The 21814-nt window shown below is 34.6% G+C and carries 24 protein-coding genes and 1 pseudogene; 19 read left to right on the forward strand and 6 right to left on the reverse strand.

The features are described from left to right. The first annotated feature begins 110 nt into the window (after positions 1-110). Positions 111-776, forward strand: a complete 666-nt coding sequence (locus tag BMW63_RS07525) for a hypothetical protein (RefSeq protein ID WP_245744914.1) — start codon at positions 111-113, stop codon at positions 774-776. Positions 777-821: 45 nt separating this feature from the next. On the opposite strand, the gene BMW63_RS07530 is transcribed toward BMW63_RS07525, so the two are convergent. Continuing rightward, on the reverse strand, positions 822-3302 hold the full coding sequence (locus BMW63_RS07530; RefSeq protein ID WP_074722852.1) for a zinc-dependent metalloprotease: 2481 nt from the start codon (positions 3300-3302) through the stop codon (positions 822-824). Positions 3303-3577: 275 nt separating this feature from the next. Between BMW63_RS07530 and BMW63_RS07535 the strand changes: the two are divergent. From BMW63_RS07535 to BMW63_RS07550, 4 genes and pseudogenes are all read left to right on the forward strand, one after another. Beyond that, positions 3578-3754 (forward strand): annotated as a pseudogene (locus tag BMW63_RS07535) (Ada metal-binding domain-containing protein); the annotation flags it as partial. Then, a complete protein-coding gene (locus BMW63_RS07540) occupies positions 3730-4341 on the forward strand; it encodes an alpha-ketoglutarate-dependent dioxygenase AlkB family protein (RefSeq protein ID WP_074722853.1) in 612 nt (203 codons plus the stop codon). The pseudogene BMW63_RS07535 and the gene BMW63_RS07540, both read left to right, overlap by 25 nt. A gap of 175 nt (positions 4342-4516) precedes the next feature. Then, positions 4517-4777, forward strand: a complete 261-nt coding sequence (locus BMW63_RS07545; protein WP_074722854.1) for a hypothetical protein — start codon at positions 4517-4519, stop codon at positions 4775-4777. A gap of 89 nt (positions 4778-4866) precedes the next feature. Further along, a complete protein-coding gene (locus tag BMW63_RS07550; RefSeq protein ID WP_074722855.1) occupies positions 4867-5745 on the forward strand; it encodes a CPBP family intramembrane glutamic endopeptidase in 879 nt (292 codons plus the stop codon). Between the two features lie 116 nt (positions 5746-5861). Here the strand turns inward: BMW63_RS07550 and BMW63_RS07555 are convergent, their stop codons facing one another. Together BMW63_RS07555 and BMW63_RS07560 are read right to left on the reverse strand one after the other, a co-directional pair. Beyond that, entirely contained in the window at positions 5862-6902 is a 1041-nt protein-coding gene (locus tag BMW63_RS07555) for an RluA family pseudouridine synthase (protein WP_074722856.1), read from the reverse strand. Continuing rightward, positions 6892-7509, reverse strand: coding sequence for a PASTA domain-containing protein (locus tag BMW63_RS07560; RefSeq protein WP_074722857.1), 618 nt, complete (start codon positions 7507-7509; stop codon positions 6892-6894). The genes BMW63_RS07555 and BMW63_RS07560 overlap by 11 nt, the downstream gene beginning before the upstream one ends. Before the next feature lie 366 nt (positions 7510-7875). Between BMW63_RS07560 and BMW63_RS07570 the strand changes: the two genes are divergently transcribed. From BMW63_RS07570 to BMW63_RS07580, 3 genes are all read left to right on the forward strand, one after another. Continuing rightward, positions 7876-8847: a D-alanine--D-alanine ligase gene (locus BMW63_RS07570; RefSeq protein ID WP_074722859.1), complete on the forward strand. Its 972-nt coding sequence runs from the start codon at positions 7876-7878 to the stop codon at positions 8845-8847. Between the two features lie 120 nt (positions 8848-8967). Beyond that, complete coding sequence (gene coaD, locus BMW63_RS07575; RefSeq protein WP_074722860.1) at positions 8968-9423, forward strand: pantetheine-phosphate adenylyltransferase; 456 nt, start codon at positions 8968-8970, stop codon at positions 9421-9423. Between the two features lie 192 nt (positions 9424-9615). Beyond that, positions 9616-10194, forward strand: a complete 579-nt coding sequence (locus BMW63_RS07580; RefSeq protein WP_074722861.1) for a PhnA domain-containing protein — start codon at positions 9616-9618, stop codon at positions 10192-10194. 218 nt (positions 10195-10412) lie between these two features. Here BMW63_RS07580 and BMW63_RS07585 read toward each other — a convergent pair whose 3' ends face one another. Beyond that, positions 10413-11762, reverse strand: a complete 1350-nt coding sequence (locus tag BMW63_RS07585) for a DEAD/DEAH box helicase (protein WP_074722862.1) — start codon at positions 11760-11762, stop codon at positions 10413-10415. 137 nt (positions 11763-11899) lie between these two features. Here BMW63_RS07585 and BMW63_RS07590 point away from each other — a divergent pair, with 137 nt between their 5' ends. Beyond that, positions 11900-13627 carry a M14 family metallopeptidase gene (locus tag BMW63_RS07590; RefSeq protein ID WP_074722863.1) on the forward strand — a complete coding sequence of 576 codons (1728 nt, stop codon included), beginning with the start codon at positions 11900-11902 and terminating at the stop codon, positions 13625-13627. Between the two features lie 7 nt (positions 13628-13634). Here the strand turns inward: BMW63_RS07590 and BMW63_RS07595 are convergent, their stop codons facing one another. Next, positions 13635-14237 (reverse strand): NUDIX hydrolase, encoded by a 603-nt coding sequence (locus BMW63_RS07595; protein WP_074722864.1) that lies wholly within the window; start codon positions 14235-14237, stop codon positions 13635-13637. 7 nt (positions 14238-14244) lie between these two features. Here BMW63_RS07595 and pyrE point away from each other — a divergent pair, with 7 nt between their 5' ends. From pyrE to BMW63_RS18405, 4 genes are all read left to right on the forward strand, one after another. Further along, positions 14245-14895 carry an orotate phosphoribosyltransferase gene (pyrE, locus tag BMW63_RS07600; protein WP_074722865.1) on the forward strand — a complete coding sequence of 217 codons (651 nt, stop codon included), beginning with the start codon at positions 14245-14247 and terminating at the stop codon, positions 14893-14895. Positions 14896-14907: 12 nt separating this feature from the next. Beyond that, complete coding sequence (locus BMW63_RS07605; RefSeq protein WP_074722866.1) at positions 14908-15300, forward strand: orotate phosphoribosyltransferase; 393 nt, start codon at positions 14908-14910, stop codon at positions 15298-15300. Between the two features lie 295 nt (positions 15301-15595). Then, complete coding sequence (locus BMW63_RS18400) at positions 15596-15925, forward strand: hypothetical protein (protein ID WP_245744917.1); 330 nt, start codon at positions 15596-15598, stop codon at positions 15923-15925. A gap of 51 nt (positions 15926-15976) precedes the next feature. Next, a complete protein-coding gene (locus BMW63_RS18405; protein WP_245744919.1) occupies positions 15977-16150 on the forward strand; it encodes a hypothetical protein in 174 nt (57 codons plus the stop codon). 42 nt (positions 16151-16192) lie between these two features. Here the strand turns inward: BMW63_RS18405 and BMW63_RS07615 are convergent, their stop codons facing one another. After that, positions 16193-16921 carry a biotin--[acetyl-CoA-carboxylase] ligase gene (locus BMW63_RS07615; protein WP_074722867.1) on the reverse strand — a complete coding sequence of 243 codons (729 nt, stop codon included), beginning with the start codon at positions 16919-16921 and terminating at the stop codon, positions 16193-16195. A gap of 96 nt (positions 16922-17017) precedes the next feature. Between BMW63_RS07615 and rsfS the strand changes: the two genes are divergently transcribed. The 6 genes from rsfS to BMW63_RS07645 all read left to right on the forward strand — a co-directional run bounded on the left by rsfS (position 17018) and on the right by BMW63_RS07645 (position 21811). Further along, complete coding sequence (rsfS, locus tag BMW63_RS07620; protein WP_074722868.1) at positions 17018-17389, forward strand: ribosome silencing factor; 372 nt, start codon at positions 17018-17020, stop codon at positions 17387-17389. An 18-nt stretch (positions 17390-17407) separates the two neighbouring features. Then, the gene (gene ftsH / locus BMW63_RS07625) at positions 17408-19333 is read left to right on the forward strand and encodes an ATP-dependent zinc metalloprotease FtsH (protein ID WP_074722869.1); all 1926 of its coding nucleotides are present in this window, start codon (positions 17408-17410) and stop codon (positions 19331-19333) included. A 113-nt stretch (positions 19334-19446) separates the two neighbouring features. Beyond that, entirely contained in the window at positions 19447-20052 is a 606-nt protein-coding gene (locus BMW63_RS07630) for a lactate utilization protein B/C (protein WP_074722870.1), read from the forward strand. Position 20053: 1 nt separating this feature from the next. Continuing rightward, entirely contained in the window at positions 20054-20899 is an 846-nt protein-coding gene (locus tag BMW63_RS07635) for a phosphatidate cytidylyltransferase (protein WP_074722871.1), read from the forward strand. Next, positions 20889-21542, forward strand: coding sequence for a phosphatidylserine decarboxylase family protein (locus tag BMW63_RS07640; RefSeq protein ID WP_074722872.1), 654 nt, complete (start codon positions 20889-20891; stop codon positions 21540-21542). The genes BMW63_RS07635 and BMW63_RS07640 overlap by 11 nt, the downstream gene beginning before the upstream one ends. After that, on the forward strand, positions 21542-21811 hold the full coding sequence (locus BMW63_RS07645; protein WP_074722873.1) for an acyl-CoA-binding protein: 270 nt from the start codon (positions 21542-21544) through the stop codon (positions 21809-21811). The genes BMW63_RS07640 and BMW63_RS07645 overlap by 1 nt, the downstream gene beginning before the upstream one ends. Positions 21812-21814: the final 3 nt, after the last annotated feature.

Here is a 21814-nt window from a genome sequence, read left to right on the forward strand (position 1 = left end):
GTATTGAAAATTTTTGCTACAACGCTATAAATCCAAAATGTGACATTCCTCCTCTTTATTTTCAACTGAACAAAATGATTTTGACGAAACCAAAGGCAGACCTGAGCGATATGGAAAAAGCAAAAAAAATAGCGAAGTGGCTTAGAAATCATATCAAAGGGGGAGCAGGACTTGGAAAATCCTCTAACAGCGCACTACGAAAAATGATAAGAGGTGAAGGGGGAATTTGCAGCGATCTTTCGCAGGTTTATAATAATTTTTGTGTCATCAACGATATAAAAGTAAAAGAGTGGGGCTTAAAAATTATGACAGCTAACCGAACAATCCTCGGTGGTCATTCCTTTAACGAAGTATACTCTAGAGAATTTCAGAAGTGGGTTCTAATTGATGTTTCCAAATCAATATTTTTTTACCATACCAACTCTAAAATACCTTTATCTGTTTTTGAACTAATTAAATTAAAGAAAGAAAACAAAGAAATCCATTATTTTAAATTCAATAAAAAAACTATTGTTGACAAACAGTACATAGAAGACCTCTATCTTATACCTAACTCATTTCCTTTTCTGATCACTAATTATTGTACTAAAACCTATGATTATTTTTTAGACAAACTCAGTTTTTTGCCAGAATCATTAATTCACGGTCTCGTTTACCTCACAGGTAAAAGTTATATTTTTGAATTTCCAAAAAAAAAGGAATGTAAAATAAAACATCCAATAGATAAACCTGTACTTACAAAGATTCATAAAAGACGTCCAGTCGAAGCGATATAAAAAAGTCCGCTCAGTAGCGGACTTTTTAATGCTTAGTACTTTTATTTATTTAGGGTCTAAAATTAAAGCAATCCGTTGAATACAATCGGCATAATGGTATTTAGTCTCTGTATTCACGGCATTACTTTTTGCTATTCCTAGTATTGATTTCAAAGTCGTTAACTCGCCTCTAACTAAAGCTCTTACATCAGATTGTGCCACATTGTAATACTCTCCAGAACGGCTAGGTTTAATTTCTTCCTTCATAAGATATTCCATTCTTTCAATGTAGGCACGTTGCAAGTTTCTACGATAGATAGAAACTGCAGTTGGAGTATTGGCTTCTTTCCAGATTCCTTTTCTCATGTCACTTAGCAAGTCCAAAGCAGTATAGTTAGCACTACCTAAAATTTCTGCATCCATTAATCGGCCAATACGATCAAAACTCAACACATTATTCAAATGTCTTGCCTGTAAATTTCTAAAACGTTCTGTATAACCAGAGTAATCTGTATTTTTTAAAGTCTTCACATTTACCAGCCAGGTAGGAGAGGCAAAAGCATTCGTTTGCAACCACTGCATGGCTTCTTGCTGTAGCAGTTTTGGAGCGACTGTGTAGATAACTCCTTGTTGATTGGGCTTTTTAATATCCTCATGCACACCACCCACATTGGTCACAACATGGCCGACATACCTACTCCACACATCTAACATTTCTTTATACAACTCCTCTAAATCTTCATAATTATTAGTCACATCACTCGTCCATTCTGATAAATGTGCCGCAACATATTCTAAGTTTTTAAGTCCATAGCTACTCGCTTTCATAGAATTATTCCCTATGTCTTCCGTTTGTGAACTTGGGTCAAAACTACTACTTTGCTTACCAAACTTATACATGGGATCTCCCGCTTTTTCCATAATCCATTTGTCTAAAGTAGGTACTTCTGCTTCGGGAGAAACGGAGTTTGGAATTACTCTATATCCCCAATTCACTGCATAATGATCGTACGGCCCCATCTGGCGAATAAAACGCACTCCTTTATCTCCGGGTTGGGCTATATAATTAAAACGAGCATAATCCATTAAACTCGCTGCTATTCCATTTTTTTGTGTGAAATCGGCATTTCTATAACTCTCCGTATCGTAGGCACAACTTGCTCCCATATTGTGTGGAAAACCTAAAGCATGTCCCACTTCATGAGCAATAACAAAACGCATCATCTCCCCCATTTCCTCATCACTTGTATTTAGTGTTCGTGCAGATGGATTTGCAGCACCTGTTTCTAATAAATAGCGATTACGGTACGAACGCAAGTGATTGTGGTACCAGATAACATCGCTTTCGATAATTTCTCCAGTTCGGGGATCAGAAACACTAGGACCAACTGCGTTACGGGTCGTACTAGCTACATAACGTATTACAGAATAACGCATATCCTCCGGGCTAAAATCAGGATCTTCTTCCTTTGTTGGAGGATCTTTGGCAATAATAGCATTTTTAAAACCTGCTGTTTCAAATGGTTTTTGCCATTCTTCAATCCCTTGCTTAATGTATTTACGCAGTTTTTCCGGTGTGGCAGGATCAATATAATACACGATGGGTTTAATGGGCTCTACCAGCTCCCCTTTGGCGTAAGCCACAGGATCTTTAGGCTCTAATCTCCATCTGCGGATGTATGTTTTACTATCTGATTTTAACTCCTCGCTGCCATAATCATATTGACTCATCGTAAACCAACCCACCCTTGGATCGGCCAGTCGCGGTTGCATCATTATTTCAGGAAGCAAAATCATCGATTGGTTCATTTGAATACTAATCGTTTCCGTATCTTCAAGGACGGGAGGTTTACTCGCATTATAAGTAAAGTCCTGAATCACCTCAATATTCATCGGAAAACTTTTCATCGCCGTGATAAAACTGCGAGAATCATCCATACCCTTTACCTTATAAGTCTCTCTCATACTAGATGATAATCCGCTTATGGCCTTGACATCACTTCCATAAAACTTGGTTACATCAATTACTGTATTGGCTGAATCTTTACTGAAAGCAACAATATCAAAAGCATACAAAGTAGGCTCGTAATTATTGTTTTTTACAGAAATACTAATAGGCAAGCTATCATTGGCCACCGCACTATAAGACTTTAGTTTGATTAAAATTTTATCTTGAAAACGTTGCCAAACGACTAACTGCTCATTTGTCTCTGAACCCGCATTGACATAACCACCACCTAAATTAGAAGGCAGTTTTGAGAGTCTGCTCACTAAAAGCATGTCCTTGTCTAACAATTTATTAGGAATTTCAAAATAATATTTTTTATCTACTTTATGTACCCAAAATAAACCATCATCAGAGATAGCGTCTTTGGTAATTACCTTATCATAGTCTTTAATGGTAACTTCAGGTTTTTTTTCTGGAGTAGCAACTACTTCTGTTTTTTTATTCTTTTTCTTATCTATATGCCACTGTTTTTGGGCTAATACTACACTAGGCGCAAGTACAAAAGCTGCCAGAGTGCTCAAAATGAATAATTTCTTCATTTAATGGTTGTTTAATGATTAATCTGTATCAAAAATAATTTTAAGCCTCGCCTTAATCGACTTTATAAGTATATTTAACTTATAATTAACAATGACAAAAGAACTTGGGCGTGTCCCTACGGGTCGGGTCTTCCGCTACAATCTCTCTTGTCTTATCTCGTTTTAAAAACGAGATAAGACAAGAGAGGATTTCCACTACAACCCCTCACGCAAAACAAAAGCAATGATGACGCACAAATAAAAGAGGGGGAACTAAAACCCAAAACAAAGCAACAGGAAATAGTAAACTCAAAATTTACGGAACCCTGCACTGCAAATCAGGGAAGCGAATGAAAAAAGAAAATCGGGTATTTTTTAACTCTGAGACGGATGCAATTCAAAACAATTTCCGACCTTGTGGTCATTGCATGAAAACAGCATACAAACAATGGATTTATTCAGCACCGAATTAGACGAAAACCAAAACTTGCTTCCCAAAGACGGAACCGTACTCTATTATGGCCCTATTATGCCGGTGAAAGAAGCCAACTTTTATCTGCAAAATTTACTAGAAACCATTGCCTGGAAAAACGACCAAGCCATTATCTTTGGCAAACTTATAATTACCAAAAGAAAAGTGGCGTGGTACGGCGACACAAATTTTAACTATACCTATTCCAATAACACCAAGCAAGCTTTAATCTGGACTCCGGTGTTACTTAAGTTAAAAACACTCGTGGAAGAAAAAACGGGCGAAACCTACAATTCCTGCCTACTCAATTTATACCACAATGGCAACGAAGGCATGGGCTGGCACAGTGATGCCGAGAAAGACTTAAAGAAAAACGGTGCGATTGCCTCCATCAGCTTTGGTGCAGAACGTAAATTCACCTTCAAACACAAAGATAGCAAAGAAACCGTATCCCAAATATTAGCACACGGAAGCTTACTATTAATGAAAAATGAGACCCAGACGCACTGGTTGCATCGCTTACCACCCACTACACGAGTTTCTACACCACGAGTAAATCTTACTTTTAGAACGATTGAAATACTGTAAGCTGCTTTCTATTACAAGAAAAAACACAAAATATCACTATAAGTGGGTATTGTAAAGTTCTATTTTAATTTGTGTCTTTACCACGAGATATAAATACCCAAAATTGATACCGCTTTAAAATTAAAATAAGGCTTCAGTTAGACCAAAAAAAATTAAACCTAAAAACAAATTAACTATGAAAAGTGAATGGATTGCAACCTATGAAGGTTCTGAAATAAAAGTAACAAATGGCTGGTTTACTGGCGAAAAATTATTTGTAAACAATGAATTGCAGGACGAGCAGTTAAATTTCATTACTCCAAGCCAAATGACTGGTACCTTAACCACTAAAGATGGAAAACAACTCAATATTAAAGCCAATATCTCGGGATTTGCCACCACAAGTTGCAGACTATTTATTGACAACAAAAAAATAGAATTACAACAAACCAAATAAAATTATTAGCGCTATAAAACAATTGCTACATATAAAAGCAATTCTGTTTTAGATTTTCAATCTTATTCTTTTTCAAATCATAATAAAAAATGAAGATTCCTTCTTTTGACAATCACCGTGGTTTATACAATTCATTAAATATAATTTTGCCTTACCTTATTATTGCAGCGGTATTTCAGTTAATCTCTTTCTATTTTTCAGGTTATGATTATTTAAATTCTACTATAAGTCCGAACACCTCCCTGCAAACATTCATTACAGCCCTAGCCACCTTACTGGCAACTTTTGTAACAGTATTGCTTTTTAAGAAAAAATTAGGCCGAGAGTTTTTTATCAACATCGGTTTTCAAAATATAGCCGTAAAGAAAAACCTGCTCCTAGGAATAGTATTAGGGTTTATCATTATGTTAACAGGGTTTTTATCGTTACTTTTCGCAAATGAAATAAGTATTCAATCCATTAATTTTGACCTCACGGAACTTTTACTAAATATTGGCATATTTATTTTCGTTGCCATTGGTGAAGAAGTACTATTTAGAGGATATATTTTAAATAACCTCATGAAATCCTATACTAAATATGTAGCCTTGATTGTTTCCTCACTCTTTTTTAGTTTGTTACACCTTGGTAATGATTTTATATCGGTACTAAATCTATTTGATCTTTTTATTGCGGGAATTCTTTTGGGGATTACCTACATAAATACCAAGAGATTATGGTTTCCTATAGCCTTGCATTTTAGCTGGAATTTTTTTCAAGGAACTATTTTCGGCTTTAACGTAAGTGGCAATGACGATTATTCCTTAATAAATATCAGCTACCCAAGCCCTACCCTTTGGAATGGCGGAGGTTTTGGTTTTGAAGGTTCTCTTCTATCCCTACTATTTCAAATAATAGCTATCTACCTAATTTTAGAATATTACAAAAAGAAAAATATCAAATCAAACCAGGTCAGTATTTCAACATAAAAATAAAAGAAAGCTACCTTATGATGTAAAACCATAAAAAATCCCTCTCGATTACAATCAAGAGGGATTTTCATTTATGTCAATATCGCAGACTATTTTATAGTTTAGTGAGATTCTTACTCCCCTTCTTCGGATAAATTAGTTTTAGAATATCCTCTCCATTTCTCAATACAGTCCTGGAAATCTTGAGGTAGTTCTGTATCAAAACGCATCATCTCACCCGTTGTAGGATGAACAAATCCTAGCGTTTTTGCATGCAAAGCCTGTCTTGGTAATATTTTAAAACAATTGTCAATAAACTGTTTGTATTTAGTAAACGTCGTTCCTTTCAAAATCAAATGACCGCCATAACGCTCGTCATTAAACAAAGTATGACCTATGTGCTTTAAATGAACACGAATTTGATGCGTTCTTCCCGTTTCAAGCTGGCATGAAATCAAAGTAACATAACCAAAACGTTCCAGAACCTTGTAATGCGTAACCGCTGGTTTCCCTATTTCAGGATCGGCAAAAACAGCCATTTGCATGCGGTCTTTTACGTGACGTGCCACATTTCCTTCAATAGTCCCTTCATCAGCAACTACATTTCCCCATACAAGAGCTACATACTCCCTTTCAGATGTTTTAGCTTCAAATTGTTTGGCCAAATGTGACATCGCAGCTTCTGTTTTGGCAATCACCAATAATCCCGATGTGTCTTTGTCAATTCGGTGCACTAGTCCCGGTCTTTCGCTGCTATTCATTGGTAAATTATCAAAATGATAGGCCAACGCATGCACTAAAGTTCCAGTATAATTTCCGTGTCCCGGATGAACCACCATTCCTGGCTTTTTGTTAATCAACAACAAGGTGTCGTCTTCATAAACAATATCCAATGGGATATTCTCCGGCACAATATGATTTTCATAAGGTGGATGCGTCAACATCACACGCACTACATCAAAAGCTTTTACTTTGTAATTTGACTTTACTGTAGTATCGTTTACAAAAATATTCCCTTCCGTAGCTGCAATTTGAATTTTGTTACGGGTTGCATTTTGAATCAAACTCATCAAGTATTTGTCTATTCGCAAAGGTGCTTGCCCTTTAGGAACTTCAAATTTAAAGTGTTCGTATAATTCTTCTTCTAAGTCAACTGACTCTACATTATTGTTCATTTGGCATTTCTTGTGTTGGATTAGCAATACTATCCGTTCTTATATCTTCTTCATAACTCGCTTTCCCATCACCTAAAACCAAATCGATTTTAGAAGACTTCAAGACTTTGTCCCCCGGTTTTATGTTTCTTCCTTGGAAACGCATTTCCAACACCATGTCTTTTCCAAGGTTTGGCACATAGGTAATTGTTCCTTCCTCTAGTCCCAATGCTTTTAAAGTCGGAATTGCTTCGCGATATGTTTTATTGATTAAATCCGGAATTTTTACTGATGAAAATCCAGAACTATTAATTTTAATATAGACTTTTCTTCCTATTTTTACTTTTTCACCCGGCAAAGGATCTTGCTGTACCACAGAAAACTTAGGATAATCACTCATATAATTGACACTATCCAGCAATACATAATCAAGATCTAACGCGTCCAGTTTCTCCTCGACTTGCTCCTCCGTTAATTTACTCAAATTAGGAACTGTAATTTCATTTCCGTGATCCGTCGTAAAAGTCAACCAGTGCATAAACAGATATCCCAATACAGCAATTATCAAAACGGCTAGAAATACTTGAACAAGAAACACACGGCTAGTAAGATATTTACGTAAACTCATAAATTTATTTTTATAATACGGCAAAGATATACCTTATTCGTTTCAAAAAAAATGATAATTTTGTTTAATACTATTTAACGTCTGACTTTAGAGAAAGCAAAAAAACATTTCTACTTTTGAACCATTACTAAATTGAGAGTATCAAACCTCATTTTTATAAATGTGGTACTGGTTCAACGAAAAGTGTACCTTGATAAGTCAGACCTTAATTAGGAGCTATTTCCTGCTATCCGCTATATCTTTTCCTATTCTCGTTAAAAAACGAAAACAGGAAAAGGATGCCGCTACTATCAGGGCTAGTTCAATTCGTTTTCAAAACATAAATTTGAGTTTAAATATTATACTCAAAACCTTAAACAAAAAAGAATGAAAAACATTGCCATTATCATGGGCGGCTATTCCAGCGAATATAAAATATCATTAATTAGCGGGAATCTCGTACGCCAATACCTAGATAAAACAAAGTACAACGGATTTTGCATCCACATATTCAAAGAAAAATGGGTTTATGTAGACGATAGTGAAACCGAATTTCACATCGACAAAAATGATTTTTCGGTCACTGTTAACGGTACTAAAATTAATTTCGATTGTGTTTTCAACGCAATACACGGAACTCCAGGTGAAGACGGACTCATGCAAGCCTATCTTGAATTGTTACAAATTCCTCAAACCTCGTGTGATTATTACCAAGCAGCACTTACCTTCAATAAAAGAGATACGCTATCAGTGTTAAAACCCTACGGTATAAAAAGCGCAGTTTCTTATTACTTAAATAAAGGAGACAAAATCTATACGGACGAAATTGTAAAAAAAGTGGGATTACCTTGTTTCGTAAAACCCAATAAAGCAGGTTCTAGTTTTGGAATCTCAAAAGTAAAAACCGAAGCCGAGTTGCCTATCGCAATAGAAGTTGCCTATCAGGAAGACAATGAAATCATCATAGAAAGCTTTCTTGACGGTACTGAAGTTTCGGTGGGAGTTATCAACTATAAAGGAATTATAACCGTTTTGCCCATCACAGAAATTGTTTCTGAGAATGATTTCTTCGACTATGAAGCTAAATATCTTGGTAAATCACAGGAAATTACTCCAGCGAGAATTTCTGATGAAATGACGGAAAAAGTCGGTACTATTGCAAAACGTGCATACGAATTACTAAAAATGAAAGGATTCTCGAGAAGCGAGTTTATCATTGTAAACGACGAACCCTTTATGCTAGAAATGAATACTGTTCCTGGAATGACCAATGAAAGTTTACTACCGCAACAAGCCTTGGCTGCAGGAATTTCATTGGAAGATTTATTTGCAAATGCGATAGAATTGGCTTTGCGCTAAGCTATCAATAAGGGACAATGTCCGCACAAATTCTAACACAAACTTGTCATTTCGACGAAGGAGAAAACCCACACAAAGAGATTTCTCCTTCGTCGAAATGACAAAATAGAAAAAAGTAAAATGAGAAAAGCCATATTTCCTGGATCCTTTGATCCTATAACATTAGGACACGAAGACATTATAAAAAGAGGAGTTTCACTTTTTGACGAAATAGTGATTGCAATTGGGGTCAATGCCGAAAAAAAGTATATGTTTTCCCTAGAAGAGCGAAAGCGTTTTATCGAGGAAACATTCAAAAACGAACCAAAAGTTACGGTGATTACTTATGAAGGTTTGACAATTGATTTATGCCATAGAATCAAAGCTGATTTCATTCTGCGTGGTTTGCGTAACCCTGCCGATTTTGAATTCGAAAAAGCCATCGCACACACAAACAGACATCTGTCAAAAATAGAAACGGTATTTCTCCTGACCGCAGCACGTACTTCATACATCAGTTCAAGTATTGTAAGAGACGTAATTCGTAATGGCGGTGAATACCAAATGCTGGTACCACAGGCGGTGAGAGTTAAATAGTGCTTAACTTGTGGTAAGCAGCTAAACCTATGTTTTCTAGACAAAATGGAATTCCTTTTTCACATCTATGAACATATGTGTTTTAAAAAAATAATTCCTACTTTTTGAATATTAAAACAAATACTAATAATCATAAACTTGCAGAAAGTACTTAATAACCGTATTTTCGCCAAATCATAACAAATTTCAATAATGAGTATAGAAAGAGAATTAAGCAAAAGAGGTGGATCGAAATGTGAACTTTGTGCAGCAACTGAAAACCTAAAAGTATACGAAGTACTACCTACTAGAAAAGGTGGATTGGACGAAAGTATCATGGCTTGCGGTACCTGTATTGAACAAATCGAAACTCCGGGTAATGAAGATCTAAACCATTGGAGATGTCTTAACGACAGTATGTGGAGCGAGCATACTGCAGTACAAGTGGTGTCGTGGAGAATGTTGAGCCGTTTGCGTTCTGCAGGTTGGCCTCAAGAATTAATCGACCAAATGTATTTAGACGAAGATACTTTAGCCTGGGCTCAATCGACTGGCGAAGGCGAAGAAGATGAAAATAAAGTCATTCACAGAGACAGCAACGGAGTTATTCTAGAAGTTGGTGATTCAGTAGTTTTGATTAAGGATTTAAAAGTTAAAGGTTCAAGTATGGTTGCAAAACAGGGAACTGCAGTGCGTAATATCAGACTAGATCATGAAAATGCTGAATACATTGAAGGTAAAGTAGACGGACAAACGATCGTAATTATTACACAATACGTGAAGAAAATATAGTAATCAGTTTTTAGTGGTCACTAAAAATAGTGATTAGTCACATATTTAAAACAAAAAAAACGTTAACAGTACATTTTCTGTTAACGTTTTTTTTATACTTTTTCGATCAATTAAAGTGAGTGTTTTCACTTCAACGCATTCAATATCTGAATACTAAAAAACTGAACACCGAACACTTTCTTAAAACTGAATACTGCTAACTGAGACTGAACACTGCGCTAAGACTCCTCTTCTTTCTTAATCACTTTTCTAGCTACTTCAATTTTGAACTTCTTGCCTTTCATTTTTTCATCTTGAATGTTATGAAGCAAGTCTTTTACTTTATTAAATTTTACTGCCGCAAAAGAAATAAAATCTTTTACTTCAATTAATCCTAAATCCCCTTTTTCCAGCTTTCCTTTCTGAGAAAAGAAACCCACAATATCGATTTTATTTAGTTTGTTTTTCTTTCCACCACTGATATAGATCGTTTGATAATGAGGAGGTTTTGGCAATGAAACCGTCTCTTCCAAGTTAAAAACTTCCATTCCGTAGTTGATATAATCTGCTTTTTTCTCACTCTCATGAGCAATAACATAGGCTGTTCCCGTAGCAAGCATACGCGCCGTTCTACCGTTTCTATGCGTAAACTCATCCTCTTTTGAAGGTAAATGATAATGGATAACATGATTCATTTCTGGAATATCCAGACCACGAGCTGCTAAATCAGTAGTGATTAAATAACTCACACTTCCATTTCTAAATTGAATTAAAGCGCGTTCTCTCTCATCTTGATCCATTCCGCCATGATAATAAGTAGAATAGATGCCTTTTTCGTTTAAAGTGTCGCTGATACGCTCTGCAGCATCTCTATGATTACAAAAAACAATAGCCGATTCTGATTTTAATGAACAAATCAAATTAAACAGACTTCCTATCTTATCTCTTTCCTTAGAAACAACCAATTTTGTAGAAAGATTAGTTTCTTGCTCGTTTTCTGGTATAAAGTCTAAAATTGTCGGATTAACTACTCGTGTATATTTTGGAATCTCGATATCTGAAGTAGCCGAAACTAAAACGCGTTTGTTCAGTTTGGTTAATTTACCAATGATAAATGACATTTGCTCATGGAAACCCAATTGCAATGATTTGTCAAATTCATCTAAAATTAAGGTTTGTATTTTATCAGTTCTAAAAGTACCTCTATCAATATGATCTGCAATACGTCCCGGAGTTCCTATTAAAACAGCTGGAGGATTACTTAAATTCTTGATTTCTGTGTCGATAGAGTGGCCACCATAGCAAACATTTACTTTATACTCAGTCCCCATTTTTTTCCAAACTTGCTCAATTTGCAATCCTAATTCTCTTGAAGGAACTAGAATTAAACATTGAACCGAAATAATTTCGGGTTGTAACATTTCTAATATAGGTAATAAAAAAGCTAGGGTTTTCCCTGAACCTGTAGGTGAAAGCAACAAAACATTGTTATCATTTAAGATTGTTTCTTGTGCTGCTTCCTGCATTTCATTTAGGCTTTCGATGCCTAAATTCAAAAGTATATTGTTGGAATGGTGTCTCTGATTCATTTTGCAAAAGTAATTAAAAAAAGTGGTCAGTCGTCAGTTTTTAGTATTCAGACATCATTTTCATTTTTATGAATTCTATCTTTTAAATTACGCTTAAAAAAATATTACTTTTGGCTTACACTATAAAAAAACTAGATATGAGATTCTACGCTGTTGCATTCTTACTGTTTTCTTTGTCAAATTTTGCTCAAAAAGATGCTAAATACAGTACTTTTTTCGAAAAAGGAAACGGAAATCAATCGGCAACCTATAAAGAAACTATCGATTATTATACACTACTAGCAACTGATTTCCCCACCATAAAATTGATTGAAATGGGCACAACAGACAGTGGTGAACCCTTACATCTCGTAATTTTTAATCCTGAAAAGTCTTTTAATCTTAACGAAATCCAAAAGAACAAAGCAATTCTACTGATAAATAACGGCATTCATGCTGGAGAACCTGATGGAATTGATGCAACGATGCAATTATTCCGTGATTTGGCTTTAGGAAAAATTAAAATTCCAAAGAATACGATTGTATCCACTATTCCAGTTTATAATATCGGAGGCGCCTTAAATAGAAATTCGACCACAAGAGCGAATCAGGACGGACCAGAAATCTATGGTTTTAGAGGCAATGGTCGAAATTATGATTTGAATCGGGATTTCATTAAATCAGACACTAGAAATACTAAAAGTTTTGCAGAACTCTTTCACAAACTAAACCCCGATGTTTTTATAGACAACCATGTAAGCAATGGCGCCGACTATCAATACAAACTGACCTACATCATGACACAACAGAACCAGTTAGGAACTGTTTTAGGCAACTATTTGGATAAAGAAATGATGCCATTAATAGTCTATGATCTACAGAAAAAAAACGTTCCTACTACTCCATATGTCAATGCGTTCAGCGAAACACCAGACAATGGTTTTATGCAGTTTTTTGACAGCCCCAGATATTCCACGGGCTACACTTCGTTATTTAATACAATCGGATTTGTGGTAGAAACTCACATGCTAAAAAAATATGATGATAGAGTAAAAGCAACCTACGATTATATGCGCTCCACAATTGACTTTATGGATACTAATTACCATAAAATCAAACAAATGCGCTTGAAAAACGAAGAACAGTATACGCCTAAAAAATCCTACGCTATCAAATGGGAAATTGACACTACAAAAGTCTCAAAATTTTCATTTTTAGGTTTCGAAGCCGGACATAAAAAAAGTGAAGTTACTAATGGAAATCGATTGTTCTATGATAGAAGCAAACCGTTCAAGAAAGACATCCGCTATCTAAAAGAATATAAATCTGTAAAAGAAATAACCATTCCTAGCGCCTATATAATCCCGAAAGCGTTTTGGAATATCATTGATTTATTAAAAAGCAATAACATTGCGTTTCACCAGTTAAAAAAGGACAGTCTAATCGAAGTAGAAAGTTATAAAATTGCCGATTATAAAACTTCGGGTGCCGCTTACGAAGGGCATTACATCCATAGAGACACTAAATTAGTCGCTAAAAAGGAAACTAAAGCTTTCGCCAAAGGAGATTATCTAGTCTCAACACAACAAAAAGGGGTGAAATATTTGTTAGAAACGCTAGAACCAGAAGGAATAGATTCTTTTTTCAATTGGAATTTCTTCGATACCATGTTACAACAAAAAGAAGGATACTCTGACTATGTTTTTGAGGATACTGCAGCTCAAATCTTGAAAGACAATCCAAAACTGAAAGCGGAATTGGAACAGAAAAAAAACGATGATCTCATCTTTGCTAAAAGCCCCGAAGCTCAATTAGACTGGGTTTACAAAAACTCAGTCTATTATGAAAAAGCCCATTTACAGTACCCAATCTATCGTGTCTTATAAGAAAGCACTATTTAACAAGCGCTTCTTCTTCAAATAATAATTTGATGTTTTCGTATGAATTTTTTAAAGCCATTGGAATTTCCTCTGGCTTCAACCAGGCTACTTTTTCAATACCTTCATCTAATTGACCTTGTGGTACGCCATCAAAATCAGATTGCATTTCAAACCAGTGGGTAATTTTAAGCTTGTATTTCCCGTTGCGTTTGAAAATATGATACGTTTTTTGGAGTTTTTTTGTAACCCGCAATTGATTTACTCCTGTCTCTTCTTCGACTTCACGCATCGCGGTATCTTCAATTTCCTCTCCTTTTTCGATTCCACCCTTCGGTAAATCCCACTTTCCATTCCTAAAAATGAATAAAACCTCCCCATTTCTATTATAGACAAAGCCTCCTCCCGCTTTACAAACTGGAATTTTAGCTTTCAAAGTCTTCATAATTTCCTTCTCATCGGGATGATAGAGATAGGCTTTTTGAATTTTATTTTGAAATATTTTTATGATAAGTTGCTCAATGTCTATACTTTCCAGTAAGAACAATTGAAAATCTGTTTCTTTTGAAATTTTATTTGTCAAAAAAAGTGGTTTGTCGTTAACAAAAACTTTATACATTTGTATTATGATTTTTAATAAAGATACTGCCGAAAAAACAGCCGAATTGCTTTTACAAATAAATGCAATTAAATTGAATCCAGGAAATCCTTTTACATGGGCTTCTGGATGGAAATCACCTATTTATTGTGATAATCGCCTAATCCTCTCATTTCCAGCAATAAGAAATTATGTTAGAGATGAATTTTCTAAACACATTGAAAAACAATTTGGAAAACCAGATGTTATTGCCGGTGTTGCTACTGGAGCAATAGGAATTGGAATACTTGTTGCCGAGAGCATGGGACTTCCGTTCGTATATGTTCGACCAGAAGCTAAAAAACACGGGCGTCAAAACCAAGTGGAAGGTTTCTTACAAAAAGGACAGAATGTAGTTGTTGTAGAAGATTTGATTAGCACAGGCAATAGCAGCTTGAATGCCGTGGAAGCCTTGCGTGCAGCTGGTGCAAATATCAAAGGGATGGCAGCCATCTTTACCTACGGTTTTGATGTAGCTGAACAAAACTTCAAAGATGCTAACCTTGATTTATACACTTTGAGTAATTATCAAAATTTGTTGAATCTCGCTGTTGCCAAAAGTTATATCACTGAAAAAGAAGAAAAAACCTTGAGAGAATGGAGTGTCACTCCATCTACTTGGGATGTCGAAAATAAATAAAATTAACACAATATGAACTTAGAAAGTCCAAAAGTTACTGTTCAAAAATCAGCTCAAGAATTATTTGATTTATTGACTGATGTAAAAAGCTTTGAAAAATTAATGCCAGATAACATAGCTAAATTTGAGGTAATCGGAGAAGATGCTTTTATTTTTGGATTAAAAGGGATGCCGGAAATCAAATTAAAGATGAAAGAAAAAGTAGCCCCAAGTAAAGTGGTACTTGGTGCTGCAAGCGATAAATTACCTTTTACTTTAATAGCAAATATTGATACTGTTTCAGATAGTTCTAGTGCTGTTAAGCTTGATTTCGAAGGCGATTTTAACCCGATGATGGCGATGATGATAAAAGGCCCTATTGGTAAATTCATCGAAGCTTTAGCCACAAACATGACTAAACTATAGTTTCACATTTAATACAATTTAAAAGTCCGATTAGAAATTCTAAACGGGCTTTTTTTATTTTATCTCTAAACTAAAACGTTAAACAACAAATCATAATTGAAAAAATACAGTTCAGTAATAAACTTTATAAAAAAGTAAATCATTATCCGAAGTTTGAGCCATTAAACTAAAAAATATCAAAATGGAGCAAGCGATTACGATTTTAATTTACATCCATGCATTCTTTGGCTGAGTTGGCTTAATTGCAGGAATTGGAACTATTATTGTCCCAAAAGGAAAGTCATTACACAAAAAAATGGGCAAACTATTCTCGATTGGAATGATAAAAAGCTCGATTATCTCACTACCTATTTGCTGCATGCCAAAACATCAAAATATATTTCTGTTCTTGATTGGATTGTTTTCCATCTATCTTGTTCTCTCTGGAAATAGAGCTTTGACATTTAAACGTAAAATGAAAGGCAATTTAATAGATCAATTAATTTCAGGAATTATGCTATTATTTTCAGTTGTAATGGTTGCTTTAGGAATATATTTCCAATTGAACAGTCTAGAAAATGGAATACTATTTACATTCTTTGGCGGATTTGGGCTTTTTATGACCATCAAAGATTTTGCTTTTTAAGCAAGCATTTCAGCGACCAATAAAAACTGGCTATCAAAACATATCGGAAAAATGATAGGAGCTTTGATCGCTTCAATAACAGCTTTTATTTTAGCTGGACTAGGATATGAAAATTTAATCGCTTGGATAACACCTAGTATTTCAGGAACAATCTACATCATTTATTGGAATAAAAAACAGAACCCAAAGTTCCTAAAAACAATCAAAATTCAGATAAAAAAATAATCTGATTCTTAAATAAAAAGTAACAATTGATTCCTTTGCTATTCAATACAGCATTTGGATTTCTTTAATTCCAAATTGTGAAACCGAATCGTCTTCTAGTAAAACCTGCAATTTTCCCATCGGTGAAACGCCCTGAATAATTCCCATAAAATTTTTATCAAACTTATTTTTGAAAGGCATAGGAACACCTTTTTTAAAAAGTCTCTCGGTGTACTGTAACCATAAATACTGCGGCTCGCGCTGTACTAAATCCACATTTTGTTTTATTTTTTCGATAATATTAAAAAGCACCTGCTCTTTATCAAATTGCGTTTTACAAATTACAGCTAATGAAGATGCTTTAGGTAAATTTTCAAAATTTGTTTGATTAATATTTAGTCCTAAACCCACGACAGAAGATACGGTTCCGTCACTTTTAAGGCTGTTTTCAATCAGAATACCACCAATTTTAAAATTATATGACATAATGTCGTTTGGCCATTTAATACTTAATTCAGGAATATTAAAGCTTTCTAAAGCGGTAACAACGGCTAATGCAATGGCGATATTGAGGTTGTAAATCTGGTTTACGTTTAACAGCGGATCCTTAATAAAAACACTCAATATTAGATTCTTACCCTCCTCAGAGTCCCATACAGACCCCATCTGTCCTTTCCCTTTAGTTTGTTTTTCAGCAATTACCACGGTGAAGTTATCTAGTTCCTGCTTATTTGATAATCCCTTAAGAAATTCATTTGTTGAATCTATGGCATCGAGTTTGATTAGTTTCATTTTGTAATTATTTATGCAACAGAATTTAATATTATGTTAAGAGCCAAAAATAATCACAAAAAATGGTAACTTTACAAACTTATATAAAAATAATTCATGGCAAAAAAGACTATAAATAATGATGACCTTCTGGCAAACATTATTAAGGGAATCGAAGAAGTAAAAGGAAATGACATAGATATTCTCGACCTAAGAGATATTGACACCGCAGTTTGCGACTATTTTGTTGTATGCAACGGAAACTCAAACACACAGGTTAACGCAATTGTTAACTCCATTCAAAAAACTGTTTCAAAAGAATTAAAAGATAAACCATGGCACGTCGAAGGATCTGACAACGCAGAATGGGTACTTATGGATTATGTTAATATAGTAGTTCATGTTTTCCAAAAACAAATACGTGAATATTACAATATCGAAAGTTTGTGGGGAGACGCAAAAATAACTACAATAGAAAACAAATACTAAAGATAGAAAAACAGAAGAATGGCTAAAGATAATAATCCAACTCCTAATAAATTTAAAGTAAGCCCTTGGCTAGTTTATACAGCCATCCTACTTATTTTCCTATTTATTAGTTTCGTAACTGGTAGCTCAAGTTTGCAAGAACCAGCACAATTAACATCCTCTAAATTTAATGCACTTTTAGATAAAGGCGAAATTGAAAAAGTAATCGTTTATAATAAAGCGGACGCCGAAGTTTTCCTAACTGCTAGCGCACTAAAATTAAGTGAACACAAAAAAGTAGCAAAGGATATATTTGACAGTCCTAACAAAGGACCGCACTATACTTTTGTAATTGGTAATGATGAAATATTACAAACAAAGTTAGAAAAGGCAGTTAGCGAAGGTAAATTAAAAGATTTTAATTTCTTATCAAAAAGCAATTGGTCTGATATCTTCATCAGTTTACTTCCAATCATTATTATCATTGGTGTTTGGATTTTTATAATGAGAAAAATGTCAGGCGGCGGCGGTGGCGGCGGTGGACAAATTTTCAATATTGGAAAATCAAAAGCAAAACTTTTTGACGAAAAAACAGATGTAAAAACCACATTTAAAGATGTTGCAGGACTCGAAGGAGCAAAAGAAGAGATACAAGAAATTGTAGAATTCTTGAAAAATCCTGAGAAGTACACTAATCTTGGTGGTAAAATTCCAAAAGGAGCTTTACTTGTGGGGCCTCCTGGAACAGGAAAAACTTTATTAGCAAAAGCAGTTGCAGGAGAAGCACAAGTACCGTTTTTCTCTCTTTCAGGTTCTGATTTTGTTGAAATGTTTGTAGGTGTAGGAGCATCACGTGTACGTGACCTATTCAAACAAGCGAAAGAAAAATCTCCAGCGATCATTTTTATTGATGAGATTGATGCTGTAGGTAGAGCAAGAGGAAAAAGCAATATGTCAGGTGGAAATGACGAAAGAGAAAATACTTTAAATCAATTACTTACTGAGATGGACGGTTTTGGTACCAACTCAAATGTAATTGTATTAGCAGCAACAAACAGAGCAGATGTTCTCGATAAAGCATTGATGCGTGCCGGTCGTTTTGACAGACAAATCTTTGTAGACTTACCAGACATTCGGGAGCGTGCTGAAATATTCAAAGTACATCTTGCACCACTAAAAAAAGTGGAAGGTCTTGATACTGAATTTTTAGCTAAACAAACACCTGGTTTCTCAGGAGCTGATATCGCTAATGTTTGTAATGAAGCGGCTTTAATTGCTGCTAGATACAACAAAACTGCTGTTGATAAACAAGATTTCTTAGATGCTGTTGATAGGATTGTTGGTGGTTTAGAAAAGAAAAACAAAATTGTAACTCCTGGCGAAAAGAAAGCAATTGCTATCCATGAAGCAGGACACGCAACCGTAAGTTGGATGTTAGAACATGCAGCACCACTGATCAAAGTAACTATTGTTCCTAGAGGGCAAAGTCTTGGAGCAGCGTGGTATTTACCTGAGGAGCGTTTAATTGTTCGTGCAGACCAAATGCTTGACGAAATGTGTGCTACAATGGGAGGAAGAGCAGCTGAAAAAGTTACTTTTGGTAGAATTTCAACAGGTGCTTTAAGCGATTTAGAAAAAGTAACCAAACAAGCTCGTGCTATGGTAACTGTTTACGGATTGAATGATAAAATAGGGAATGTAACCTATTATGATTCAACAGGACAAAGCGAATATAATTTTGCTAAGCCTTATTCTGAAGAAACGGCAAAAATCATTGATACTGAAATTTCATTACTTATTGAAGGACAGTACCAAAGAGCCATTGATATCTTAGAAGAGAATAAAGACAAGCTGAATCAGCTAGCCGATATACTAATTGAAAAAGAAGTAATCTTTAAAGATGATTTAGAAGCTATTTTCGGAAAAAGAACCTTTGATAAAAATCTTGAAGAAAAAGTATCTTAAATAAGATACTAATTTAATTATTTTTAAAATCTTAATTCAAAATCCCCTTTTGAATTAAGATTTTTTTATCTTTGGACGGTATCAACTTAATATATAAAGCACCTTAACAAAATATGAGTCTTTTCAGAAAAATCTTTGGTTCTAGTATTTCAGCTTCAGATGAGGAAAAAGAGCAAGGAAACAGTAGTTTTCTTCCGGACAAAATCAACATGCCGATAGACGAACAATTTATCTATAATTTCAAAAAAAACGGAGGTAAATTTCTATATTGTGAAAATTTAGAGGACGTTAAAGAACAATTCGAAAATATTCTTCAAGAAAATGATTGGTACGAAAGTAACGTGCTATGTTTTGAACCGAAACTTTTTACTTTACTCCAAGAAAACAAACTCAGTTATGAAAAGGGTGTTGAAAATAAATTCCTTTTATCTAATTGCGAAAGTCTAATAGCCGAAGAAGGTTCTATATTGTTTTGTTCAAAACAAATAAAACAGCACAAACCGAATGAATTGCCTATTAATATTGTTATTGTAGCAAAAACATCGCAAATTGTTGCAATAAAAAGTGATGGACTAACTGCTATAAAAAAGAAGTACGATAGAGATATACCAACGAATATTACCGCTATAAAATATTTTGAAAAAGCAAAAGAAGAAGACTTTACCCAATATGGTAGTGCCGCTAAAAATCTTTATTTGCTGCTTTTAGAAGATCTTTAAAATGAATGAAACCCTCAAGAGATCTATTTCAGGAGCTGTTTATGTTGTTTTATTAATTGCCTCCATCCTAAATTCACCAGAAAGTTTCTTTATTCTGTTTGGAGTATTTCTCCTCATTGCTACTGTAGAATTTTGCAATTTAGTTAAAATTCATAAAATTATTCCTTTTATAATTGCCGCTACAACTTATATCCTTTTTTATAAAATAACAATTGCAACAAGCGGTACACTTTATCAGTTAAAATTTAACAAAACATTTGACTTGATTGTGCTCTCTTTCACATTGCTAGTTTTTCTAAAATGCATTCATTTTCTTTTTGATACTAAAATATTCCAAATTGATTCTTTTTCAAAATACATTTACTTAGTAGGTTACATCATATTCCCCTTTGTTATCATGACAAAAATTCCATTTGGAATTAATGGATACAACCCCAAAATCCTTATCAGTATCTTTATATTAATATGGACAAATGATAGTTTTGCCTATATAGTAGGAAAGTCTATTGGAAAAACAAAATTGTTCGAACGCATATCCCCTAAGAAAACGATTGAAGGATTTATGGGAGGAGTTGTGTTTTGCGTTATCGCCAGTTATTTAATATCAAAATATTACATTCAGATCGCTGAAGGAAAAATATTCATTTGGATTATCATTGCCTTAATAGTAGGCGTCTTTGGAACCATCGGTGATTTAATTCAATCTAAATTTAAACGGGTTGCTGGGGTAAAAGACAGCGGAAAAATAATGCCGGGCCATGGTGGCGTGCTAGATCGACTAGATAGTGTTATATTTGTAGCACCAATTGTATTTTTATTTTATCAAATTTTAAACTATGTTTCATAAAGAAGGAACCAAGACTATTTTACTGGGTATAATTTTTACAGCAACTGTATTATTACTATCTGACAATTTTATTGACACCATTTGGCTTAGAAAGCTAATTCAAATTGGCGCTTTCTTGATATTAGTCATCATCTTACAATTTTTCAGAAACCCGAAAAGGTCTGTTATACTAAATGAAAACCAATTACTAGCTCCAGTTGATGGAAAAGTAGTTGTAATAGAAGAAGTTTATGAAGGAGAATATTTTAAGGACAAGCGTTTGCAAGTCTCTATATTCATGTCACCTATTAACGTACATGTAACTCGTTATCCAATGAGTGGAATTGTAAAATTTAGCAAATACCATCCTGGGAAATTTCTTGTTGCATGGCATCCAAAAGCGAGTGAGGAAAACGAACGAACTACCATTGTAGTTGAAAACAATACATTTGGTGCTGTTTTATACCGTCAAATTGCTGGAGCCTTAGCGCGTAGAATCGTGAATTATGCTGAGGAAGGTATGCAGGTTGTCCAAGGGACTGATGCTGGCTTCATTAAATTTGGTTCCAGAGTCGATTTGTTTTTACCTATTGGAACTCCAATCAATGTTGTGCTTAATCAAAAAGCAGTTGGAGGAAAAACTATTATTGCAACAAAAGAATAATGATTAAAAAAGAATTAGATACTAGATTTCAAGCAGCAGTTACTATCGCTTCTGGAATGACTCAGGCATCTTTACCACAGGATGTACAGCTACGTCTCTATGCCTGCTACAAACAGGCCACTTTTGGCACTTTAGAACCAAGGCAAACATCAACGTATCATTTGAGGGATGCTTTTAAAACTAATGCTTGGATGCAAATCAGCCATTTATCGGCTGATGAAGCAAAAGAGCAGTACATTGAAATAATCAATTCCCTTTCGGAAAAATAATAC

Origin of the sequence: Flavobacterium frigoris, assembly GCF_900111075.1 — a bacterium.
Classification (GTDB): domain Bacteria; phylum Bacteroidota; class Bacteroidia; order Flavobacteriales; family Flavobacteriaceae; genus Flavobacterium; species Flavobacterium frigoris.